13 protein-coding genes are annotated in these 16,658 nt (G+C 71.3%); 7 read left to right on the top strand and 6 right to left on the bottom strand.

Going from position 1 to position 16,658, the window contains the following annotated elements; all coding sequences use genetic code 11:
- The first annotated feature begins 9 nt into the window (after positions 1-9).
- Positions 10-2,163: a protein-disulfide reductase DsbD family protein gene (locus ACFLIT_RS08310; RefSeq protein WP_479910738.1), complete on the top strand. Its 2,154-nt coding sequence runs from the start codon at positions 10-12 to the stop codon at positions 2,161-2,163.
- A gap of 87 nt (positions 2,164-2,250) precedes the next feature.
- Here the strand turns inward: ACFLIT_RS08310 and ACFLIT_RS08315 are convergent, their stop codons facing one another.
- Positions 2,251-2,625 (bottom strand): hypothetical protein, encoded by a 375-nt coding sequence (locus tag ACFLIT_RS08315; protein WP_479910739.1) that lies wholly within the window; start codon positions 2,623-2,625, stop codon positions 2,251-2,253.
- Positions 2,626-2,726: 101 nt separating this feature from the next.
- Positions 2,727-3,242, bottom strand: coding sequence for a hypothetical protein (locus tag ACFLIT_RS08320; protein ID WP_479910740.1), 516 nt, complete (start codon positions 3,240-3,242; stop codon positions 2,727-2,729).
- Between the two features lie 125 nt (positions 3,243-3,367).
- Here ACFLIT_RS08320 and pgi point away from each other — a divergent pair, with 125 nt between their 5' ends.
- The 4 genes from pgi (at position 3,368) to hisG (ending at position 8,794) form a co-directional block, all read left to right on the top strand.
- Positions 3,368-4,987 carry a glucose-6-phosphate isomerase gene (gene pgi / locus ACFLIT_RS08325; RefSeq protein ID WP_479910741.1) on the top strand — a complete coding sequence of 540 codons (1,620 nt, stop codon included), beginning with the start codon at positions 3,368-3,370 and terminating at the stop codon, positions 4,985-4,987.
- Between the two features lie 203 nt (positions 4,988-5,190).
- The gene (gene hisS, locus ACFLIT_RS08330) at positions 5,191-6,681 is read left to right on the top strand and encodes a histidine--tRNA ligase (protein WP_479910742.1); all 1,491 of its coding nucleotides are present in this window, start codon (positions 5,191-5,193) and stop codon (positions 6,679-6,681) included.
- The gene (locus tag ACFLIT_RS08335; protein WP_479910743.1) at positions 6,678-7,841 is read left to right on the top strand and encodes an ATP phosphoribosyltransferase regulatory subunit; all 1,164 of its coding nucleotides are present in this window, start codon (positions 6,678-6,680) and stop codon (positions 7,839-7,841) included. The genes hisS and ACFLIT_RS08335 overlap by 4 nt, the downstream gene beginning before the upstream one ends.
- Entirely contained in the window at positions 7,838-8,794 is a 957-nt protein-coding gene (hisG, locus tag ACFLIT_RS08340; RefSeq protein WP_479910744.1) for an ATP phosphoribosyltransferase, read from the top strand. The genes ACFLIT_RS08335 and hisG overlap by 4 nt, the downstream gene beginning before the upstream one ends.
- Before the next feature lie 356 nt (positions 8,795-9,150).
- Here hisG and ACFLIT_RS08345 read toward each other — a convergent pair whose 3' ends face one another.
- The 4 genes from ACFLIT_RS08345 to ACFLIT_RS08360 all read right to left on the bottom strand — a co-directional run bounded on the left by ACFLIT_RS08345 (position 9,151) and on the right by ACFLIT_RS08360 (position 13,519).
- Positions 9,151-9,594, bottom strand: a complete 444-nt coding sequence (locus ACFLIT_RS08345; protein WP_479910745.1) for a copper chaperone PCu(A)C — start codon at positions 9,592-9,594, stop codon at positions 9,151-9,153.
- Positions 9,594-10,949 carry a PepSY-associated TM helix domain-containing protein gene (locus ACFLIT_RS08350; protein WP_479910746.1) on the bottom strand — a complete coding sequence of 452 codons (1,356 nt, stop codon included), beginning with the start codon at positions 10,947-10,949 and terminating at the stop codon, positions 9,594-9,596. The genes ACFLIT_RS08345 and ACFLIT_RS08350 overlap by 1 nt, the downstream gene beginning before the upstream one ends.
- Before the next feature lie 11 nt (positions 10,950-10,960).
- Positions 10,961-13,027, bottom strand: a complete 2,067-nt coding sequence (locus ACFLIT_RS08355) for a TonB-dependent receptor family protein (protein ID WP_479910747.1) — start codon at positions 13,025-13,027, stop codon at positions 10,961-10,963.
- A 66-nt stretch (positions 13,028-13,093) separates the two neighbouring features.
- On the bottom strand, positions 13,094-13,519 hold the full coding sequence (locus ACFLIT_RS08360; RefSeq protein WP_479910748.1) for a DUF2946 family protein: 426 nt from the start codon (positions 13,517-13,519) through the stop codon (positions 13,094-13,096).
- An 82-nt stretch (positions 13,520-13,601) separates the two neighbouring features.
- On the opposite strand from ACFLIT_RS08360, the gene ACFLIT_RS08365 reads away from it, so the two are divergent.
- Positions 13,602-15,401 carry a cation:proton antiporter domain-containing protein gene (locus ACFLIT_RS08365; RefSeq protein ID WP_479910749.1) on the top strand — a complete coding sequence of 600 codons (1,800 nt, stop codon included), beginning with the start codon at positions 13,602-13,604 and terminating at the stop codon, positions 15,399-15,401.
- Positions 15,402-15,780: 379 nt separating this feature from the next.
- Positions 15,781-16,658: outer membrane protein (locus ACFLIT_RS08370; RefSeq protein WP_479910750.1), on the top strand; the 878-nt coding region annotated here is incomplete at its 3' end.

Here is a 16,658-nt window from a genome sequence, read left to right on the forward strand (position 1 = left end):
GTTGCGCGCATGATCCCCCGTCTGCTCACGCGGCTGCTCGCCGCCCCGCTCGTTCTTCTGGCCCTCTTGGCCACGCCGGCCGCGGCGGCCCTGGTCAACAGCGGTCATATCGAGTCGGAACTGGTCGCCCAGGAGGGCTCGGCGGTTCCAGGCTCGACGGTGATCGTGGCCCTGCGCCAGAAGATCCAGAAGGGCTGGCATACCTACTGGCGCAACCCGGGCGACAGCGGCGACGCGACCAAGATCGCCTGGACCTTGCCGGCCGGCTGGAAAGCCGGCGATATCGTCTGGCCGGCCCCGACGAGGCTGCCGGTCGGCCCGCTGATGAACTACGGCTTCGAGGGCGAAGTCCTGCTGCCCGTGCCGCTGGAGATTCCGGCCGGCGCCCGGCCGGGTCCGGTCACCCTGAAGGCCGAGATCGCCTATCTCGTCTGCTCGGACATCTGCGTCCCCGAGGACGTGACCCTCACCCTCGACCTGCCGGTCACGGCCACGCCTTCGACCGCCAAGGCGCCCGCCGCCGACGAGATCGCCAAGGCCCTGGCCGCCGCGCCCAAGGTCGGCGACCTCACGGCGGTCTTCGCGGCCGACCCCACCGCCGTGAAGCTGGCCCTCACCGGCCCGGCCGCCGCCGGCGCCAAGGTGCAGGACGCCTACTTCTTCCCGTTCGACGGGGCGGTGATCGACCACGCCGCCGTCCAGAAGGCCGAGCGCGGCCCGGAGGGCCTGACCCTCAGCCTCAGCCCCGGCTTCTCGTTCCGCCAGGGGCCGGCCCCGGCGAGCCTCGCCGGCGTGGTGGTCATCGACGGTCAGGCCCACGAGATCTCGGCCGAGGCGGGCCCGCTTCCGGCCTCCGCCGCCGGTCTCGGCGTCATCCCGCCCAAGGCCGCGACCGCTCCCGCCGCGCCCGATCTCGGCATCGGTCTCGCCCTGGGTCTCGCCTTCCTCGGCGGCCTGATCCTCAACCTGATGCCCTGCGTCTTCCCGGTGCTGTCGCTGAAGGCCGCCGCCTTGGCGGGTCACGCCCATGAGGAGCCCGGCGCGGTGCGCGGCCAGGGCCTCGCCTTCCTGGTCGGGGTGGTTGCCGCCTTCCTGGTCCTGGCCGGCGCCCTGCTGGCCGCCCGCGCGGCGGGCCAGGCGGTGGGGTGGGGCTTCCAGCTGCAGTCGCCGGCGGTGGTGGCCGTGCTCGCCATCGTCATGCTGCTGGTGGCGCTGAACCTCTCGGGCGTGTTCGAAATCGGAACCTCGCTGCAGGACGCGGGCTCGGGCCTCGCCGCCAAGGGCGGTCTCGCCGGCGCCTTCTTCACGGGGGTGCTCGCCGTGGTCGTCGCCGCGCCCTGCACCGCGCCGTTCATGGCCGGAGCCATCGGCTTCGCCCTCACCCAGCCGCCGCTGGTCTCGCTTTCGGTGTTTCTGGCCCTGGCCCTTGGCCTCGCCGCGCCGTTCACCGCCCTGTCGTTCGCGCCGGGCCTGCTCAAGCGCCTGCCCAAGCCCGGCGCCTGGATGGAGACCCTGCGCAAGGTGCTGGCCTTCCCGATGTACGCCGCCGCCGCCTGGCTGGTCTGGGTGCTGGCCCAGCAGGGCGGGCCGACGGGTCTGGCCCGTCTGCTCGGCGCCGCCATCCTCGCCGCCTTCGCCGCCTGGGTGTTCGGGCTGGTGCAGGCCCGCCGGATCGTGGGCAAGCCGACCCTCGCCCTCTCGATCCTCGCCGCCGTGGCCTTCGTCCTCGCCATCGCCGGGGTCACCGTCGGGGGCTACGCGGCCCCGGCCGTCGCCGACGGAACGCAGACCGCCGCCGCCGAAAGCGCCGAGCTGCCCTCGGAAGCCTGGAGCCCCGCCAAGGTCGCCGAACTGCAGGCGCAGGGCCGTCCGGTGTTCGTCAACTTCACTGCCGCCTGGTGCGTCACCTGCCAGGTCAACGACAAGGTCGCCCTCTCCACCAAGCGCGCCGCCGACGCCTTCGCCGCCGCCAACGCGGTCTACCTCAAGGGCGACTGGACCAACCGCAACGCCGAGATCGCCGCCGAACTCGCCGCCCACGGCCGCGCCGGCGTGCCGCTCTATCTCGTCTACCCGGCCAAGGGCGGACCACCGAAGGTCCTGCCCCAGCTGCTCACCGACGGGCTGGTGGCCAAGGCCATCAAGGAGGCGGCGGCGGGGTGAGGGTGGGGGGCCACCACCTCACCCCTCTGCCGTCATAGCCGGCACAAGGCCGGCTATGACGAATGGTATTGTGGTCACACTTTCGAACTAAAGCGCCATCGCCATCATCACCCGGGTCGAGCAGACGGCGCAGCTCAGGGCGCTGGCCGCGCCCTCGCTGCAGTCGATGCAGGCGCGTTGCTTCTTCGAGCCGTCGAGCAGGCCCAGCACCAGCCGTTCGTCCTCCGAGACCTGCCCGGCGACCCCCACCGCGAGACGCCGACCGAGCGCCGCCTCGAACAGGCTCAGCAAGCTGTCGAACACCGGGGCCAGCATCTCACCCGCATGGCGATGCAGCAGGGCGCTGAGGCGCGGCTGCACCGCCTGGCCGGCGTCACCGGCGGCCCGCCAGCAACGGATCACCTCGACCAGCAGGGTCGAGCGCGTCGGCTCCTCCAGGGGCGGCGACAAGGCATGGGTCATCGGGCGCGCGTCCTGCGACGCTTCTCGCTCTTAATTGCGAACTATTCGCAACTAGATAGCCGCGACGCCTTCCGGGCGCAAGGCGGCGTCGCGCAGGTCGCCTAGACCGGCGGCGCCGGCGGGGCGGTGATCACCTCGACGTTGTCGTTCAGGAGATAGGCCATCTCCTTCAGGGCGGCCGTCTGGGCGCGGGCGTCCTTGGCGGCGGCCACCTCGTCGAGGCGCTTGGGCAGGTCCTGGGCGATGCCGCGCAGGATGCACTTCAGGTCGCCGTCGAGGTTGCGGGCGGCGAGGTCCAGGTGGCCCTTCATGTCGGTTTCGGCCAGCACGCCGATCCTGGCCTTGAAGCCGTCGAAGTCCGCCAGCGCCCCGGCGGCGGCGTTGGGATCGGCCTTGGCGCTGGCCTTGATGTAGGCGTCGACCTGGCCCTTCAGGCTCTTCGCCTGCTTGACAATGTCGCGATACATCGGCTCGCCGGAGATTTTCGGCGGGGCGGCGGCGATCTGGATCACGGCCGCCGGCTGCACGCCCAGCGCCTGTTCGGCGGGCGTCTGCTGCGCGGGGGAGAAGGCGGCGAACCACATTGTGGCGGCGACCGCGACGGCGTCACAAGACATCTGACCTATCCTTGCTAAGACTGGCCTCGTAATGGTCCGCGTCGCCGAACGCGTTGCGACGAGACGCTGGATCGCCTGTTTGCTACGGCCGACATGGTGAACGACCTCTTACTGTGGAGCTTGCGATGCCCGACCTCGACGCCGCCTGGACCGCCCTTGAAGCCGCCGCCAAGGCCGACGGCGCCGGTCGCATCGAGGATTTCATCGCCGCCGAGCCGGACCGGCTCGCCACCCTCACCATCGAAGCCTGCGGCCTCACCCTCGACCTCTCGAAGCAGGCCTGGTCCGGGGCGGGGCTGAACGCGGCCCTCGATCTCGCCCGGGCGGCGGATGTCGAGGGCGCCCGCAAAGCCATGCTCGGCGGCGAGGCGATCAACACCTCGGAGGGCCGCGCCGTGCTGCACACCGCCCTGCGCGCCGCCGCCACGGCCGACATCCAGGCCCAGGGCCAGCCGGTGATGGCCGATGTCGAGGCCGTCCGCCGCCGCATGGCCGCGTTCGCTCAGCAGGTCCGCAACGGCGAGCTCAAGGGCGCCACGGGCCGCCCGTTCCGCTCGATCGTCCACATCGGCATCGGCGGTTCGGACCTCGGTCCGCGCCTGTTGTGGGATGCGCTGAAGCCGCTGAAGCCGGTCATCGACGTGCGCTTCGTCGCCAATGTCGACGGCGCCGAGTTCGCGCTGGAGACCGCCGATCTCGATCCGACCGAGACCCTGGTCATCGTCGTCTCCAAGACCTTCACCACCATGGAGACCATGGCCAACGCCGAGGCGGCCCGCGCCTGGCTCGCCGGGGCTGTCGGCGCCGACAAGGCGGGCGAACACATGGCCGCCGTTTCGACGGCGTTGGATAAGACCGCCGCCTTCGGCATCGACGAAGCCCGGGTGTTCGGCTTCTGGGACTGGGTCGGCGGCCGCTATTCGCTGTGGTCGGCCGTCAGCCTGTCGCTGATCGTCGCCTGCGGCTGGGACGTGTTCGAAGGCTTCCTGGCCGGCGGCGCGGCGATGGACGCCCACTTCGCCTCGGCTCCGCTCGAGCGGAACGCGCCGGTGCTGCTGGCCCTGGCCCAGATCTACAACCGCAACGGCCTCGGCCGCGCCTCGCGCTCGGTCGTGCCCTATTCGCACCGCCTGCGCCGCCTCGCGTCCTTCCTGCAGCAGCTGGAGATGGAGTCGAACGGCAAGAGCGTCGACAAGCAGGGCCGGTGGCTGACCCGCGGCTCGGCCGCCGCCGTGTTCGGCGACGCCGGCACCAATGTGCAGCACGCCTACTTCCAGGCCATGCACCAGGGTACAGACGTGGTGCCGCTGGAATTCATCGCCGTCGCCCGCTCCGACGAAGGCCCGGCCGGCATGCACGAGAAGCTGCTGGCCAACGTCGTCGCCCAGGCTGAGGCCCTGCTGGTCGGCAAGAGCCTGCACGCCGTCGAGACCGAGCTGAGGGCCAAGGGCCTGACGCCCGCCGCCATCGACATCCTCGCCCCGCAGAAGACCTTCACCGGCAACCGCCCCTCGACCACCGTGGTGCTGGAGCGCCTGTCGCCCCAGACCCTCGGCGCCCTGATCGCCCTCTATGAGCACAAGACCTTCGTCGAGGGCGCGATCTGGGGGATCAACAGCTTCGACCAGTGGGGCGTGGAGCTGGGCAAGACCCTGGCTGTCCGCGTGCTCGGCGAGCTGGAAGGCGGCGACCGCCTCGACCACGACGCCTCCACCACCGCGATGATCGATCGGCTGAAGCGGTAGCCTCACCTTAACGGATCGGCTATAGGCCCGCCGCATGTGCGCGCCTCGCCACCACCATCATGGCCACTGCCACCCGACCCGCTGGGGCTCGGGCCGGGACCGTGTGGCCTGAGCGCCGCCGAGACCGACCCTTTGCCCCGCCTGACGGACGGGGCCCGCATCGGCGCCCGTCCACCGCTTGAGTTCCTGGACCTGACGCTGACATGACCGACGAGACCGCCGCCCAAACCTTCCGCCCCGAGGCCCGCGCCCCGCGCGGCTTCGCCGACAAGCGCGCGCCCGTGCTGCGCGCCGAGCGGGCGATCCTCGAGGCGGTCAGCGCCGTCTACGAGCGCTACGGCTTCGAGGCGCTGGACACCGGCGCGTTCGAATACGCCGACGCCCTCGGCAAGTTCCTGCCCGACAGCGACCGTCCGAATGAGGGCGTCTTCGCCCTGCAGGACGACGACGAGCAGTGGATGGCGCTCCGCTACGACCTCACCGCGCCCCTCGCCCGCTTCGCTGCGGAGCATTGGACAACCCTGCCCAAACCCTTCCGCCGCTACGCCTTCGGTCCGGTGTGGCGTAACGAGAAGCCCGGCCCCGGCCGCTTCCGCCAGTTCATCCAGTGCGACGCCGACACCGTCGGCTCGGCCCGCCCTGAGGCCGACGCCGAGATCGTGGCCATGGCCGCCGAGGGCCTGGAGGCCGCCGGCCTGCCGCGCGGCCAGGCGGTGCTGAAGATCAACAACCGCAAGCTGCTCAACGGTCTGCTGCAATCGGCGGGGGTCGAGACCGCCGGTCAGAAGCTGGCCGTGCTGCGCGCCGTCGACAAGCTCGACCGCCTGGGTCCGGACGGCGTGCGCCTGCTGCTCGGCGAGGGCCGCAAGGACGAGAGCGGCGACTTCACCAAGGGCGCGGGCCTCGGGGCCAAGGCCATCGAGTCGGTGATCGCCTTCACGCAAGCCGGCCTCGGCGGGGCCGACCGCTCGGTGGTGCTCAACCGTCTCGCCGACGTCATCGGCGGCTCGGCCGAGGGCGACGAGGGGCTGGAGGAGCTGGCCCGCATCGACGCGGCCCTCACCGGCATGGGCGTCGGCGTCGACCGCGCGGCCTTCGATCCGGCCGTGGTTCGCGGCCTTGAGTACTACACCGGCGCCGTCTTCGAGGCCGAGCTGCTGCTCGAGACCGTCGACGACAAGGGTCAGCCGATGCGCTTCGGCTCCATCGGCGGCGGCGGGCGCTACGACGATCTCGTGGCCCGCTTCACCGGCGAGCGAACGCCCGCGACCGGCTTCTCGTTCGGCGTCTCGCGCCTGGTCGCGGCGCTCGCCGCCGCCGGTCGCGCCCCGGCGGCCGACGCCCGGGGCCCGGTGGTGGTCATCGCCTTCAGCCAGGAGCGCATGGCCGACTACTTCGCCATCGCCGGCGAACTGCGCGCGGCCGGAATCGCCGCCGAGGTCTACCTCGGCTCGTCCGGCATGAAGGCGCAGATGAAATACGCCGACCGCCGCGGCGCGCCCGCCGCCATCATCGTCGGCGACGACGAGCTGGCCGCCGGCTCGGTGACCATCAAGGACCTCGACCTCGGCCGCGCCGGCGCCGCCGGCGTCGAGGACAACGCCGCCTGGCGCGCCGAGCGTCCGGGCCAGCAGACCCTTCCGCGCGGCGAGATGATCGCCGCCGTCAAATGCATTGTCGGGGACAAGCAATGAGGCTCGAACCGCCGATTCCCGCCGAAGCCCTGGCCGCCGTCCGCGCGCCGTTCCAGGGCGCCGGCGCCGCGCCGGTCGATCCGCCGGTGCTGCAGCCGCTCGGCCTGCTGCTCGATCTGGCGGGCGAGGCGATGCGCGCCCGCCTGTTCGCCGTCTCGGCCGAGGGAGCGGAGGACGCCTGCCTGCGGCCCGATTTCACCCTGCCGGTCGCCCGCCAGCACCTGGCGTCGGGCGCCGCCGCCGGTCGCTACTACTATGAGGGCAAGGCCTTCCGCGTGGCCCCGCCCGGTTCGGACCGGCCCGAGGAGTTTCTGCAGATCGGCATCGAGGCCTATGAGGTCGCCGGGACCGACGCCGCGACCCGCGTGGAGAGCGACGCCGAGATCGCCGCCCTGGCCTGGCGCGCGTCGGCCGCCGGCGGCCGCCGGGACCTGTCGATGCTGTTCGGCGACGTCGGCCTGTTCGCGGCCTTCGTCGACAGCCTGGACCTCGCGGCTCCGCTCGCCGCCCGCCTGAAGCGCGCCTTCGCCCGCCCGCGCCTGATGAAGGCCGAGCTGGCCGAAAACGTCCCCGGCGACGCCCCCGAGGGCGCCGACCGCCCCAGCCGTCTCGCCGACCTCCTGTCCGGCCTGCCGGAGGCCGAGGCGACAGGCGTGCTGCAGGAACTGTGGGCCCTGGCCGGCGTCGAGCCGGTCGGCGGTCGCGGACCGGCCGAGATCGTGCATCGCCTGACCGAGCGGGCCGAGGGCGCTCGCGCCGGCCGCCTCGACGCCGCCCAGGCCGAGGCCGTCCGCGCCTTCCTGGCCATTTCCGATCGTCCCGATTCGGCCCTGGCGGCCATCGAGGCCCTGGCCGGCGACAAGGGCGCGGCCCTGTCGGCGGCGGCGGCGGCCTGGCGCACGCGGCTCGCCCGCATGACCGCGCTCGGCGTCCCCGTCGAGGCCCTGACGCTGGCGACGGCCTTTGGCCGCGAGTTCGGCTACTACGACGGCGTGCTGTTCGAGGTGCGCAGCGCCGCGCTCGGCGACGAGCAGCCGCTGGCCGCCGGCGGCCGCTACGACGGCTTGCTCACCAAGCTCGGAGCCGAGAACGGAGCCGGCGGCGCCGTCGGCTGCATGGTGCGCCCGGCGCGCGCGTTCGCCGTGGGAGGCGAGGGATGACTGACGACCCGATGATCCTCGCCCTTCCGTCCAAGGGGCGGCTGAAGGAGCAACTGGAGGCCTGGCTGGCCGACGCCGGCTTCAAGCTGGAGATGACCGGGGGCGCGCGGGGCTACACCGCCGAGCTCTCCGGCCTGCCCGGCGTGCAGGTCCGCCTGCTGTCGGCCGGCGACATCGCCTCGGGCGTGACCAACGGCGAAGTTCACCTCGGCGTCACCGGCGAGGACCTGCTGCGCGAGCAGCCGGGCGAGCTGGAGCAGCGCGTGCTGTTGCTGCGCGCCCTCGGCTTCGGCCGCGCCGACCTGGTGGTCGCCGTGCCCAAGAGCTGGCTCGACGTCGACACCATGGCCGACCTCGACGCGGTGTCGCACGCGCATCTCGCGCGCACCGGCCGCCGCCTGCGCGTCGCCACCAAATACCTGGCCCAGACCCGCGGCTTCTTCGCCCGCCATGGCCTGGCCGACTATCGCATCGTCGAGTCGAGCGGGGCCACCGAGGGCGCCCCCGCCGCCGGCGCCGCCGAGGCCATCGTCGACATCACCACCACCGGCGCGACCCTGGTCGCCAACGGCCTGAAGATTCTCGGCGACGGCGTGATCCTGAAAAGCCAGGCGCAGCTCGCCGCCTCGCTGACGGCCGCCTGGACGCCGGCGCATCTGGCCCAGGCGCGGCGCCTCCTTGGGGTTGTGGAAGCCCGCGCCCGCGCCAAGACCCTGGCCAGCCTCTCGTGGCCGGCCAGCCGCGACGCCGACGCCGAGGCGCCGATCGCGCCCTTCCTCGCACGGGGGGCCGTGCGCCGCTCGGGCGGGGTGATGGCCTCGCAGGACGACCTCTTCGACCTGACCTTCGCCCTGGCGGCGGCGGGGGTCGAGCCGGTGGCGGTCAGCCGTCCCGACTATGTTTTCGCCGCCGATTCGCCGGCGCAACTGGCCCTGCGGACCGCCGTCGGCTGACTATTGACGCGGTCGTCAGAGAAACGTGGTGAAATTCACCGTGATTTCTGCCGGGTGTGTCAATAAAGCGTCGTTTTTGCATCAACCCCTTGTGAAAAGCGGGTTTGAGGCGTTGACAGCCTCGCGTAATTGACGCTTCTATCCCGTCAGAAGGACAAAAGAGCCCGACAGAGAGCTCGGTTCTTCGGCGTTTCGGGGAGGAAACGCCCGCTTGGATCGAATGATCGCAAAACAGCCGGACCCGCCGCGATTATCCCCCGCGGCGGGTTTGGCGTTTTAAGGCCTCAAGTCAAAAACAAGCGCTGCCGTAACGGCCCTCGGCGTTAAGCCTGATGGCCGCTCGCGCGCCGGTTGCGTTAACCGCCCGGCAGCACGGCCGGCCGCACCGGAGCGGTCACCGTCAGCGGCGGCGCCTTGTCGAACGTCAGGGTCAGGCTGACGCTGGTTCCGAGGGCCACCTCGGCCTTGGGGCCGATTAGCATCACGTGCTCCGTGCCGGGCGTCAGGGCCACGGCCTTGTTCCTCGGCAGCTTCAGCCCGTCCTTCAGGGGACCCATCCGCATGATGCCCCCGGTCATGTCCATGCTGTGGACCTCGACCGTCTCGGCCGCCGGGCTGGCGACGGAGACCAGCCGGTCGTCGCCGTTGCTGGTCAGGGTCAGGTAGCAGGCGGCCGACAGCGCGCCGGCGGGGGCCGGGCGGCACCAGGGGTCCAGCGCCTGCACTGCGGGGGGGGCATCGGCCTTAGCGCAGGCGGCGAGGCCGCAGACGGCGGCGGCGAGGATCAGCAGGGTTCGCATCAGGCTTGCGCCTCCACGGGCTTGGGCCGTCCCGAGATGAGGCGGCGAAGGACGAGGTCGAGCGTCAGGACGACGACGAGCGAGGCCCCGACCAGCGGATAGAGCAGGCCGAGCGGAATCACCACGGCGGCGAGGGCGACATAGCCGCGCTTGTCGGCCGGGGCGGGCGGGGCGGCCAGCCGGCCTTTCGGACGGCGCTTCCACCACATGGTCAGGGCCGAGATCCCCAGCAGCCAGACGCCGACGCAGCCGGCCAGCATGACCAGCTTGTTGATCGGGCCGAACTGCTGGCCCTGGTGCACGGCGATGCCCCATTCGATGGTCTTGGCCGCCGGCCCGAAGCGATCGTAGCCGATGTCGGCCACTGCCTGGCCCGTCGCCCCGTCGAGATAGAGGGTGCGGGTCGCCTCCACCTTGTCGGGCATGTAGGCCGCCGACCAGGCCGCGCCCGGCGCCTTGGGGATGGTCAGCGTATAGGGTCGCGGCAGGCCGAGCGCCTCGACGTGGCCCATCATCGTCCCGAGCGGCAAGGCGGGCGCCGCGCTGGCGGCGAGGCTCGTCTCTTGCAGCGCCCACGGCACTGCCGGCGGCGACGCATCGTGACCCTCATGACCTTCGTGGCCCTCATGCCCGGCCGCCGCGGCGACCGGCGCGGCCGGGCGACCCCAGCCGGCCTCGGTGGTCATCCTGCGCACCTGCTGGCCCCAGACCGCCGACCACGGCATGCCGGTGGCGGCCAGGAACACGATCACGGCGCCGATTAACACGCCGGTCACCGCGTGCAGGTCGCGCCAGAACACCCGGCTGCCTGGCGCGCCGCGCACCGTGACGACGCCGCCCTTTCCCCCGCGCGGCCACCACAGCACGACCCCGGTGGCCACCATCACGATGGCCCAGCCGGCCACGATCTCCACGCCGATGTTGAACACCGGCCCGGCGATATCCAGGCTGTGCACCCGCTTCACCACGGCCATCGCCCCGCCGTCGGGAATGTCGCCCAGCACTCGCGCGTCGTGCGGGTCGACATAGACGGCGCGCCGGCCGTCCGCCGGGGTCTCGACCACCAGCTTGGCCGGGCGATCCGCGTCGGCGGGCGCCGTCACCGATGCGAGACGGCCGGGCACGGCGGCCAGCGCCGCCTTGGCCCAGGCGTCGGGCGAGGCCTGGGCCGCCCGCGCCTCGACAAACATCAGCGGCCGATAGACCACGTCGTCGATGGCGCCGCGGAACAGGTAGAGGCCGCCGGTCAGGGCCATCAGCATCAGCACCGGCATGACCAGCAGCCCGGCGTAGAAGTGCCAGCGCCAGAAGGCCCGATAGACGGCGCCGGAAACGGAAACAGGCGTGTCGGTCATCGCGCTCGCCCTCAGAACGACGCCGTCAGCCCGGCGTAGATCGCCCGCCCGTCGCCCGGCCAGTAATAGCCTCCGGCGGGCAAGGCCGTCGGGGCGGCGGCCTGGACGTTGGAGACATAGGCCTTGTCGAACAGGTTACGCGCATCGACGAACAGCGAAAGCCACTCGTTGACCGTCCAGCCCGCGTTGAGGTTCCACACCGCGTAGGAGGGCGCGCTGGTCGTGTTTCCGTAGTCGACCCAGATGTCCGAGGCCGACCATTCCAGCGACGGGGCCACGAACCAGCCGGCGGCGTGTTCATAGCGAAGCTCGGTGCGATAGAAGTGCTCCGGCGCGATCGGCAGGCGGTTGTCGCCGTACTGCACGTCGCCGTCGAAGCGGAAGTCGCTCCAGGTATAGGTCTGCCGCAGGCGCAGCGCGGGGGTGATCCGCCAGTCGAGCGCCGCCTCCAGCCCCTGGTGCACCGTCCTGTCGGCGTTGAAGGTGGCGGCCGGCACGGTTCCGCCGGGGCCGGCGATGCCTGGCTGATACTGCAGCATCTCGCCGTCGAGATGGGCGCGGTAAAGCGTGACGTCGTAGGTGAACGGCCCCTTGCGGCCGCGCGCGCCCACTTCGCCGGTCCAGGCTTCCTGCGCGCGCACCGGCGTGAAGCCCACATTGGTCGGCGACATCGAGTTGAAGTTCGGCGGCTCGACCGAGCGGGTCAGGTTGGCAAACAACTGCGCCCCGTCGTCCCCCTCCCACAAAAGGCCGACGCGCGGGGCGAGCCAGTCGTAGGTCTTCGCGGCCTTCAGGTTGAAAGTCGTTGCGACGCCCGGGACCGCGACGCTCGTATAGTCGCGCCCCGCCGTCCCCCAGGTCGCCCCGCCGATCACCGCCAGGCGCGGCAGCACGAACAGCCGTCCCTCCGCGAAGACGTCGGTCGCATCGGCGTTCTGGTAGGAGATCGACTGCAGGGCGCCGCGCGCGCCCTTGGCGTTGATGAAGAAGTGGCTGTCGAGATCGCCCTTCCGCAGCCACAGCCCGGCATGGCCGTCGGCCGGCAGGCCGCCGATCTCACCCTTCCAGCTCAGCCGCCCGAACCCGCCCCAGTTGCGGCTTTCCTGATCGATCACCTGGAAGATCGGGTGGTCCAGATCCTTCCAGGTCCCATAGACGGCGCCCTCGAACAGCAGGGCCTCGTTCAGCCGCCAGGTGGTCCGCAGCGAGGTGCGCAAACCTCGCTGGTTGCGGCCCTGGTCGTTGGCGTAGTTGGCCGGCGCGGGCCGTCGGGGATCGGCCCGGAATTGCGCCAGGGTCAGCACGCCGGGGATTTCCTGGTTGATGTTCGAGCCGTTGACGATCAGGCGCACCTCGCGCTCGTCGCCGAAATTGCGGCCGAGGTTCAGCGAGGCGAACTGGATGTTCTGCTGGCTCTGCGGCCGCCAGCCCTGCTGCCTCTGGTTGGTCAGGGCGACGAAGCCGTCCCAGTCGCCGTCGCGGCGGGCCAGCTGCAGGTTCTCGCGGTGAAGGCCGAACGAGCCGCCATCGAGACGAAGCTGGTTGTCGAACCCGGCCGTCCGGCCGTTGGGCGTCACCATGTTGATGGCCCCGCCCAGCAGAGCGCCGCCGAAGCGCAGGGCGTTGCCGCCGCGATAGACCTCGGCGTAACGGGTCAGCAGGGGATCGGTGACCTGGCTGTCGCCATAGCCGTCGGCGTCGTTCAGCGGCACGCCGTCCTGGGCCAGCAGCAGGCCGCGATTATGGTTGGCGTTGCCGATGCCGGAGCCGCGGATCGAGATGCGGATGTCGCCGCCCCATTTGCGCTGGGCGTAGACCCCCGGGGCGTCGCGCAGCATGTCGTCCAGGGCCAGGGCTTCGCGGCGAATATAGCTTTCCTGCGAGATCACCGAGACGGCGCCCGGCGTCTCGGAAAGCCGGCGGCGGGCGTCCCCGACGACCGGCGGGTCTTCCGGATCTGGCGCGGCGGTGACGATCACGGAGTCGACGATGGGGGCCGATTGGGCCCAGGCCCCCGTGGGGGCGATGGCGCAGAGCGCGGCGCCGGCCAGCAGGGCGCGGCGGATAGGGGCGGTCATGGAGGAGCAATCCTGAAGACGTGACAAGGCGCGGGCCTGAGGCGGGCCGCGGCGAAAGGTCAGGCTTCAGACGGTCGGTGGTCCGCGGCTCGGCGGGCGCGGGGGCGCGCGGGCCTGCCTGTGAACGGTGTCGGAGACGCGCCGCCAGATGTCGGCCTGGCGGGCGTAGCGCACCAGGGCGGCGGCGGGGTCGGGCGGGGGCAGGGCGGCGGCGGGCGCGGCCACGCAATCCTGGCAGGGCAGGCCCGACTTGGTCTTGGTCTTGTCGCTGCTTTTCTCGGCCTGGTCGGCCTTCTCAACGCGAGCCTGACCGTCGGGGTCGACGACGATGGCGTTGGCGCCCTGGGCCGAACAGACGATCAGGGTGACGCCGCGGTCATTGACCGTGTGGGCCATCGCCCCGCTGGCCAGGGCCTGGAACAGCACGGCGATCAGGGCGACGGTCGCCGCCCAGGTCGAAAGCGCTCGCGATGACGTCTGTCTGACGTTCATGTGACCGCCCATACGCATCCGCCGGGGGTTTCGCAAGGCGACAGGCGACCCCATAGTCGCTTTCGACGGGCAGGGAGGCGGCATGGCGGGTGAGGTTCAGGCGGAACACTACAAGGACGTAGTCCTGTTTCTGGCGACGGCGGGCGTCGTCGTCCCGGTGTTCAAGCGTCTGAAGATCAGCCCCGTCCTGGGCTTCCTCGGGGCCGGCGTGGCGCTCGGTCCGTTCGGCCTCGGCGCCCTCGGCGGCGCCTTCCCCTGGCTGCGCTCCTTCACCATCGACAACCCGGAGCAGATCACCCAGCTGGCGGAGTTCGGGGTCGTCTTCCTGCTGTTCATGATCGGGCTCGAGCTGTCGTGGGAGCGGCTGCGCGCGCTCCGGCGTTTCGTCTTCGGCCTGGGCGGCCTGCAGGTGACCATCTGCGGCCTCGCCATCGGCGGCGGGGCCTGGATGCTGGGCCAGCCCTTGGCGGCGGCGGCGGCCATCGCCGGCGCCCTGGCGCTGTCGTCCACCGCCATCGTCATGCAGCTGCTGACCGAGCGGAAACGGCAGCATTCCCAGGCTGGCCGCACCACCTTCTCGGTGCTGCTGTTTCAGGATCTCGCGGTCGCTCCCATCCTGATCACCCTGGCCCTGCTCGGCCGCCAGGAGAGCGATTTCCGGTGGACGACGCTGCTGCTCAGCTTCCTGCCGGCCGCCCTCGGCCTCGCGGCCCTGGTGGTGTTCGGCCGCCTGATGCTGCGGCCGATGCTGCGCTCGGTGGCCAAGGCCAAGAGCGAGGAGCTGTTCATGGCGGCCGCCCTGCTGGTGGTCATCGGCGCCGGCCTGCTCAGCGCCGCGGCCGGCCTGTCCATGGCCCTGGGGGCCTTCATCGCCGGGGTGCTGCTGGCCGAGACCGAATATCGCCATGAGGTCGAGGTGACCATCGAGCCCTTCAAGGGCCTGTTGCTCGGCCTGTTCTTCGTCTCGGTCGGCATTCAGCTCGATCTCTCGTTGCTGGTGGCTCAGCCGATCCCCGTGCTGGCCACGGCCCTCGGCGTGACCTCGCTGAACGCCACGGTGATCTTCGTGCTGGCCCGTCTGTTCCAGGTCGGCTGGCGGCCGGCCCTGGAGAGCGCCCTGCTGCTGGCGGGGGGCGGCGAGTTCGCCTTCGTGGTGCTGAACACGGCCATGGGCGAGGGCATCGTCGAACGCGGCCTTGGCCAGACCATCCTGGTCGCCTCGACCCTGTCGATGTTCTGCATCCCGCTGCTGGCGATGGCCGGGGCCCGTGTCGCCGGCCGCCCGGCCGAGGGCGCCGCGCCCAGCGAGGCGCCGGAGGGCAAGGCGGACGCCGAAGGCGCCGAAGCCGCCGACGCCGTCGTCGTCGTCGGCTACGGCCGGGTCGGCAAGCTGGTCGGCGACATGCTGAGCCGCCACGACATCCCCTGGGTGGCGGCGGAGCGCGATCCCAAGCTCATCGAGGCCGGGCGACGAGCCGGCCACGACGTGTTCTTCGGCGACGCCACGCGCGTGGAGTTCCTGCGTCGCTGCGGCCTCGACACCGCCCGCGCCCTGGTGGTGACCATGGACAACCCGGAGGGAGCCGAGGCCATCGTCGCCGCCGCCCGCGAGGCCCGGCCCGACCTGACGGTCGTGGCCCGCGCCCGCGACGCGCGCCACGCCAAGCGGCTCTACGAACTCGGCGCCACCGACGCGGTGCCGGAAACCATCGAGGCGTCGCTGCAGCTTTCCGAGGCGGTTCTTGTCGATATCGGAACGCCCATGGGCCTGGTCATCGCCTCGATCCACGAACGGCGCGATGAATACCGAAAGGCGTTAAATCGTCCCGACGCCCTGGGCGCCAGGGGTCGCCGCGCCCGAGATCGCCTGCAAACGCAGTAATTTTTTTCGGAACTAAAGCCGTTCCGCGGCATTAGCGGCTTCAATTGAAGCCTGACCGCAATCGTTCGGTGGGCTGGCCGGGGGATGGGGTGTCCACACGACGTCATACAATCAGTGTCTGGTCGATCGTCGCGTCCAATGCGCGACGCGGCGCTGGGCGTAAGTCGCTGTATGAGCAGATCCGTGGATCAACCGATCACCGCTTCGCCGTTCGGTAAGAACTGTGGGGTGAAGATGGGAAATCGGCTTCCGCTGACCGACCGAGGCCGGGAAAACACAGACTGTGTCCTCGCGGTCACTTTTGCGCCTGGCGCACCTTGTTTATAACCGAAACTAAGCCGTCAGGCTGTTTGATGTGGGCGAAAGGGCTTTTCTCACCATGAAACTGAAACTTCTCGCGGGTGCGGCGTTCGCCGCCGCCGTCGCGGCTTCGGCCTCGACCGCGTCCGCCCAGGACATCGGCTGGTACGGCGCCGTCGATCTCGGCTGGCACACCATGCAAGGCGTCGAGGCTGACTCGACCGCCAACTACAAGTGGAACTTCTCCACCGAGGACGACTGGACCGGTTTCGTGCGTGGCGGCTATCGCTTCGCTCCGCACTGGCGCGTTGAAGCCGAACTCGGCTACCGCCCCGGCGACATCGATGGCGTCCGCGGCCCGGCCAACGGCGCGCTGCCGACCGGCCTCTGCACCCCCGGCGTCGTCCGCACCGCGGCCGCTCCGGCTTGCGGCAGCCCCAGCGGCAGCATCGACTCCACGACCCTGATGGCGAACCTGATCTACGATTTCGCCCCGGACTCGACGTTCAACCCCTTCGTCGGCCTCGGCATGGGCGTGAACCGCGGCAAGTTCGACATCTCGGGCCAGTTCGCCCAGGTCCCGGGCGTCATCAGCCCGACCAACCCGGCGATCCAGAACCTGACCGTCGACGACGACGACACGGTGTTCGCCTACCAGGCCCTCGCCGGCGTGTCGTGGAAGGCCACCGACAAGCTGAACGTCGACGTCACCTATCGCTATCTCGACGGCGACGAATTCAGCTTCAAGTCGACCGGTTCGGCCGCGCTGCAGCCGGGCCTGTTCACCGGCTCCTACGCGGACTCGTCGCTGACGGTCGGCCTGCGGTATTCGTTCGCGGCTCCGCCGCCCCCGCCGCCGCCCCCGCCGCCGCCGCCCCCGCCGCCGCCGCCTCCCCCGCCGCCTCCGCCTCCCCCGCCGCCGCCGCCTCCGCCGCCGCCGGCCTTCGAGGCGAAGCA

The sequence above is a fragment of the Caulobacter sp. HJHS_5 genome, from assembly GCF_056683955.1.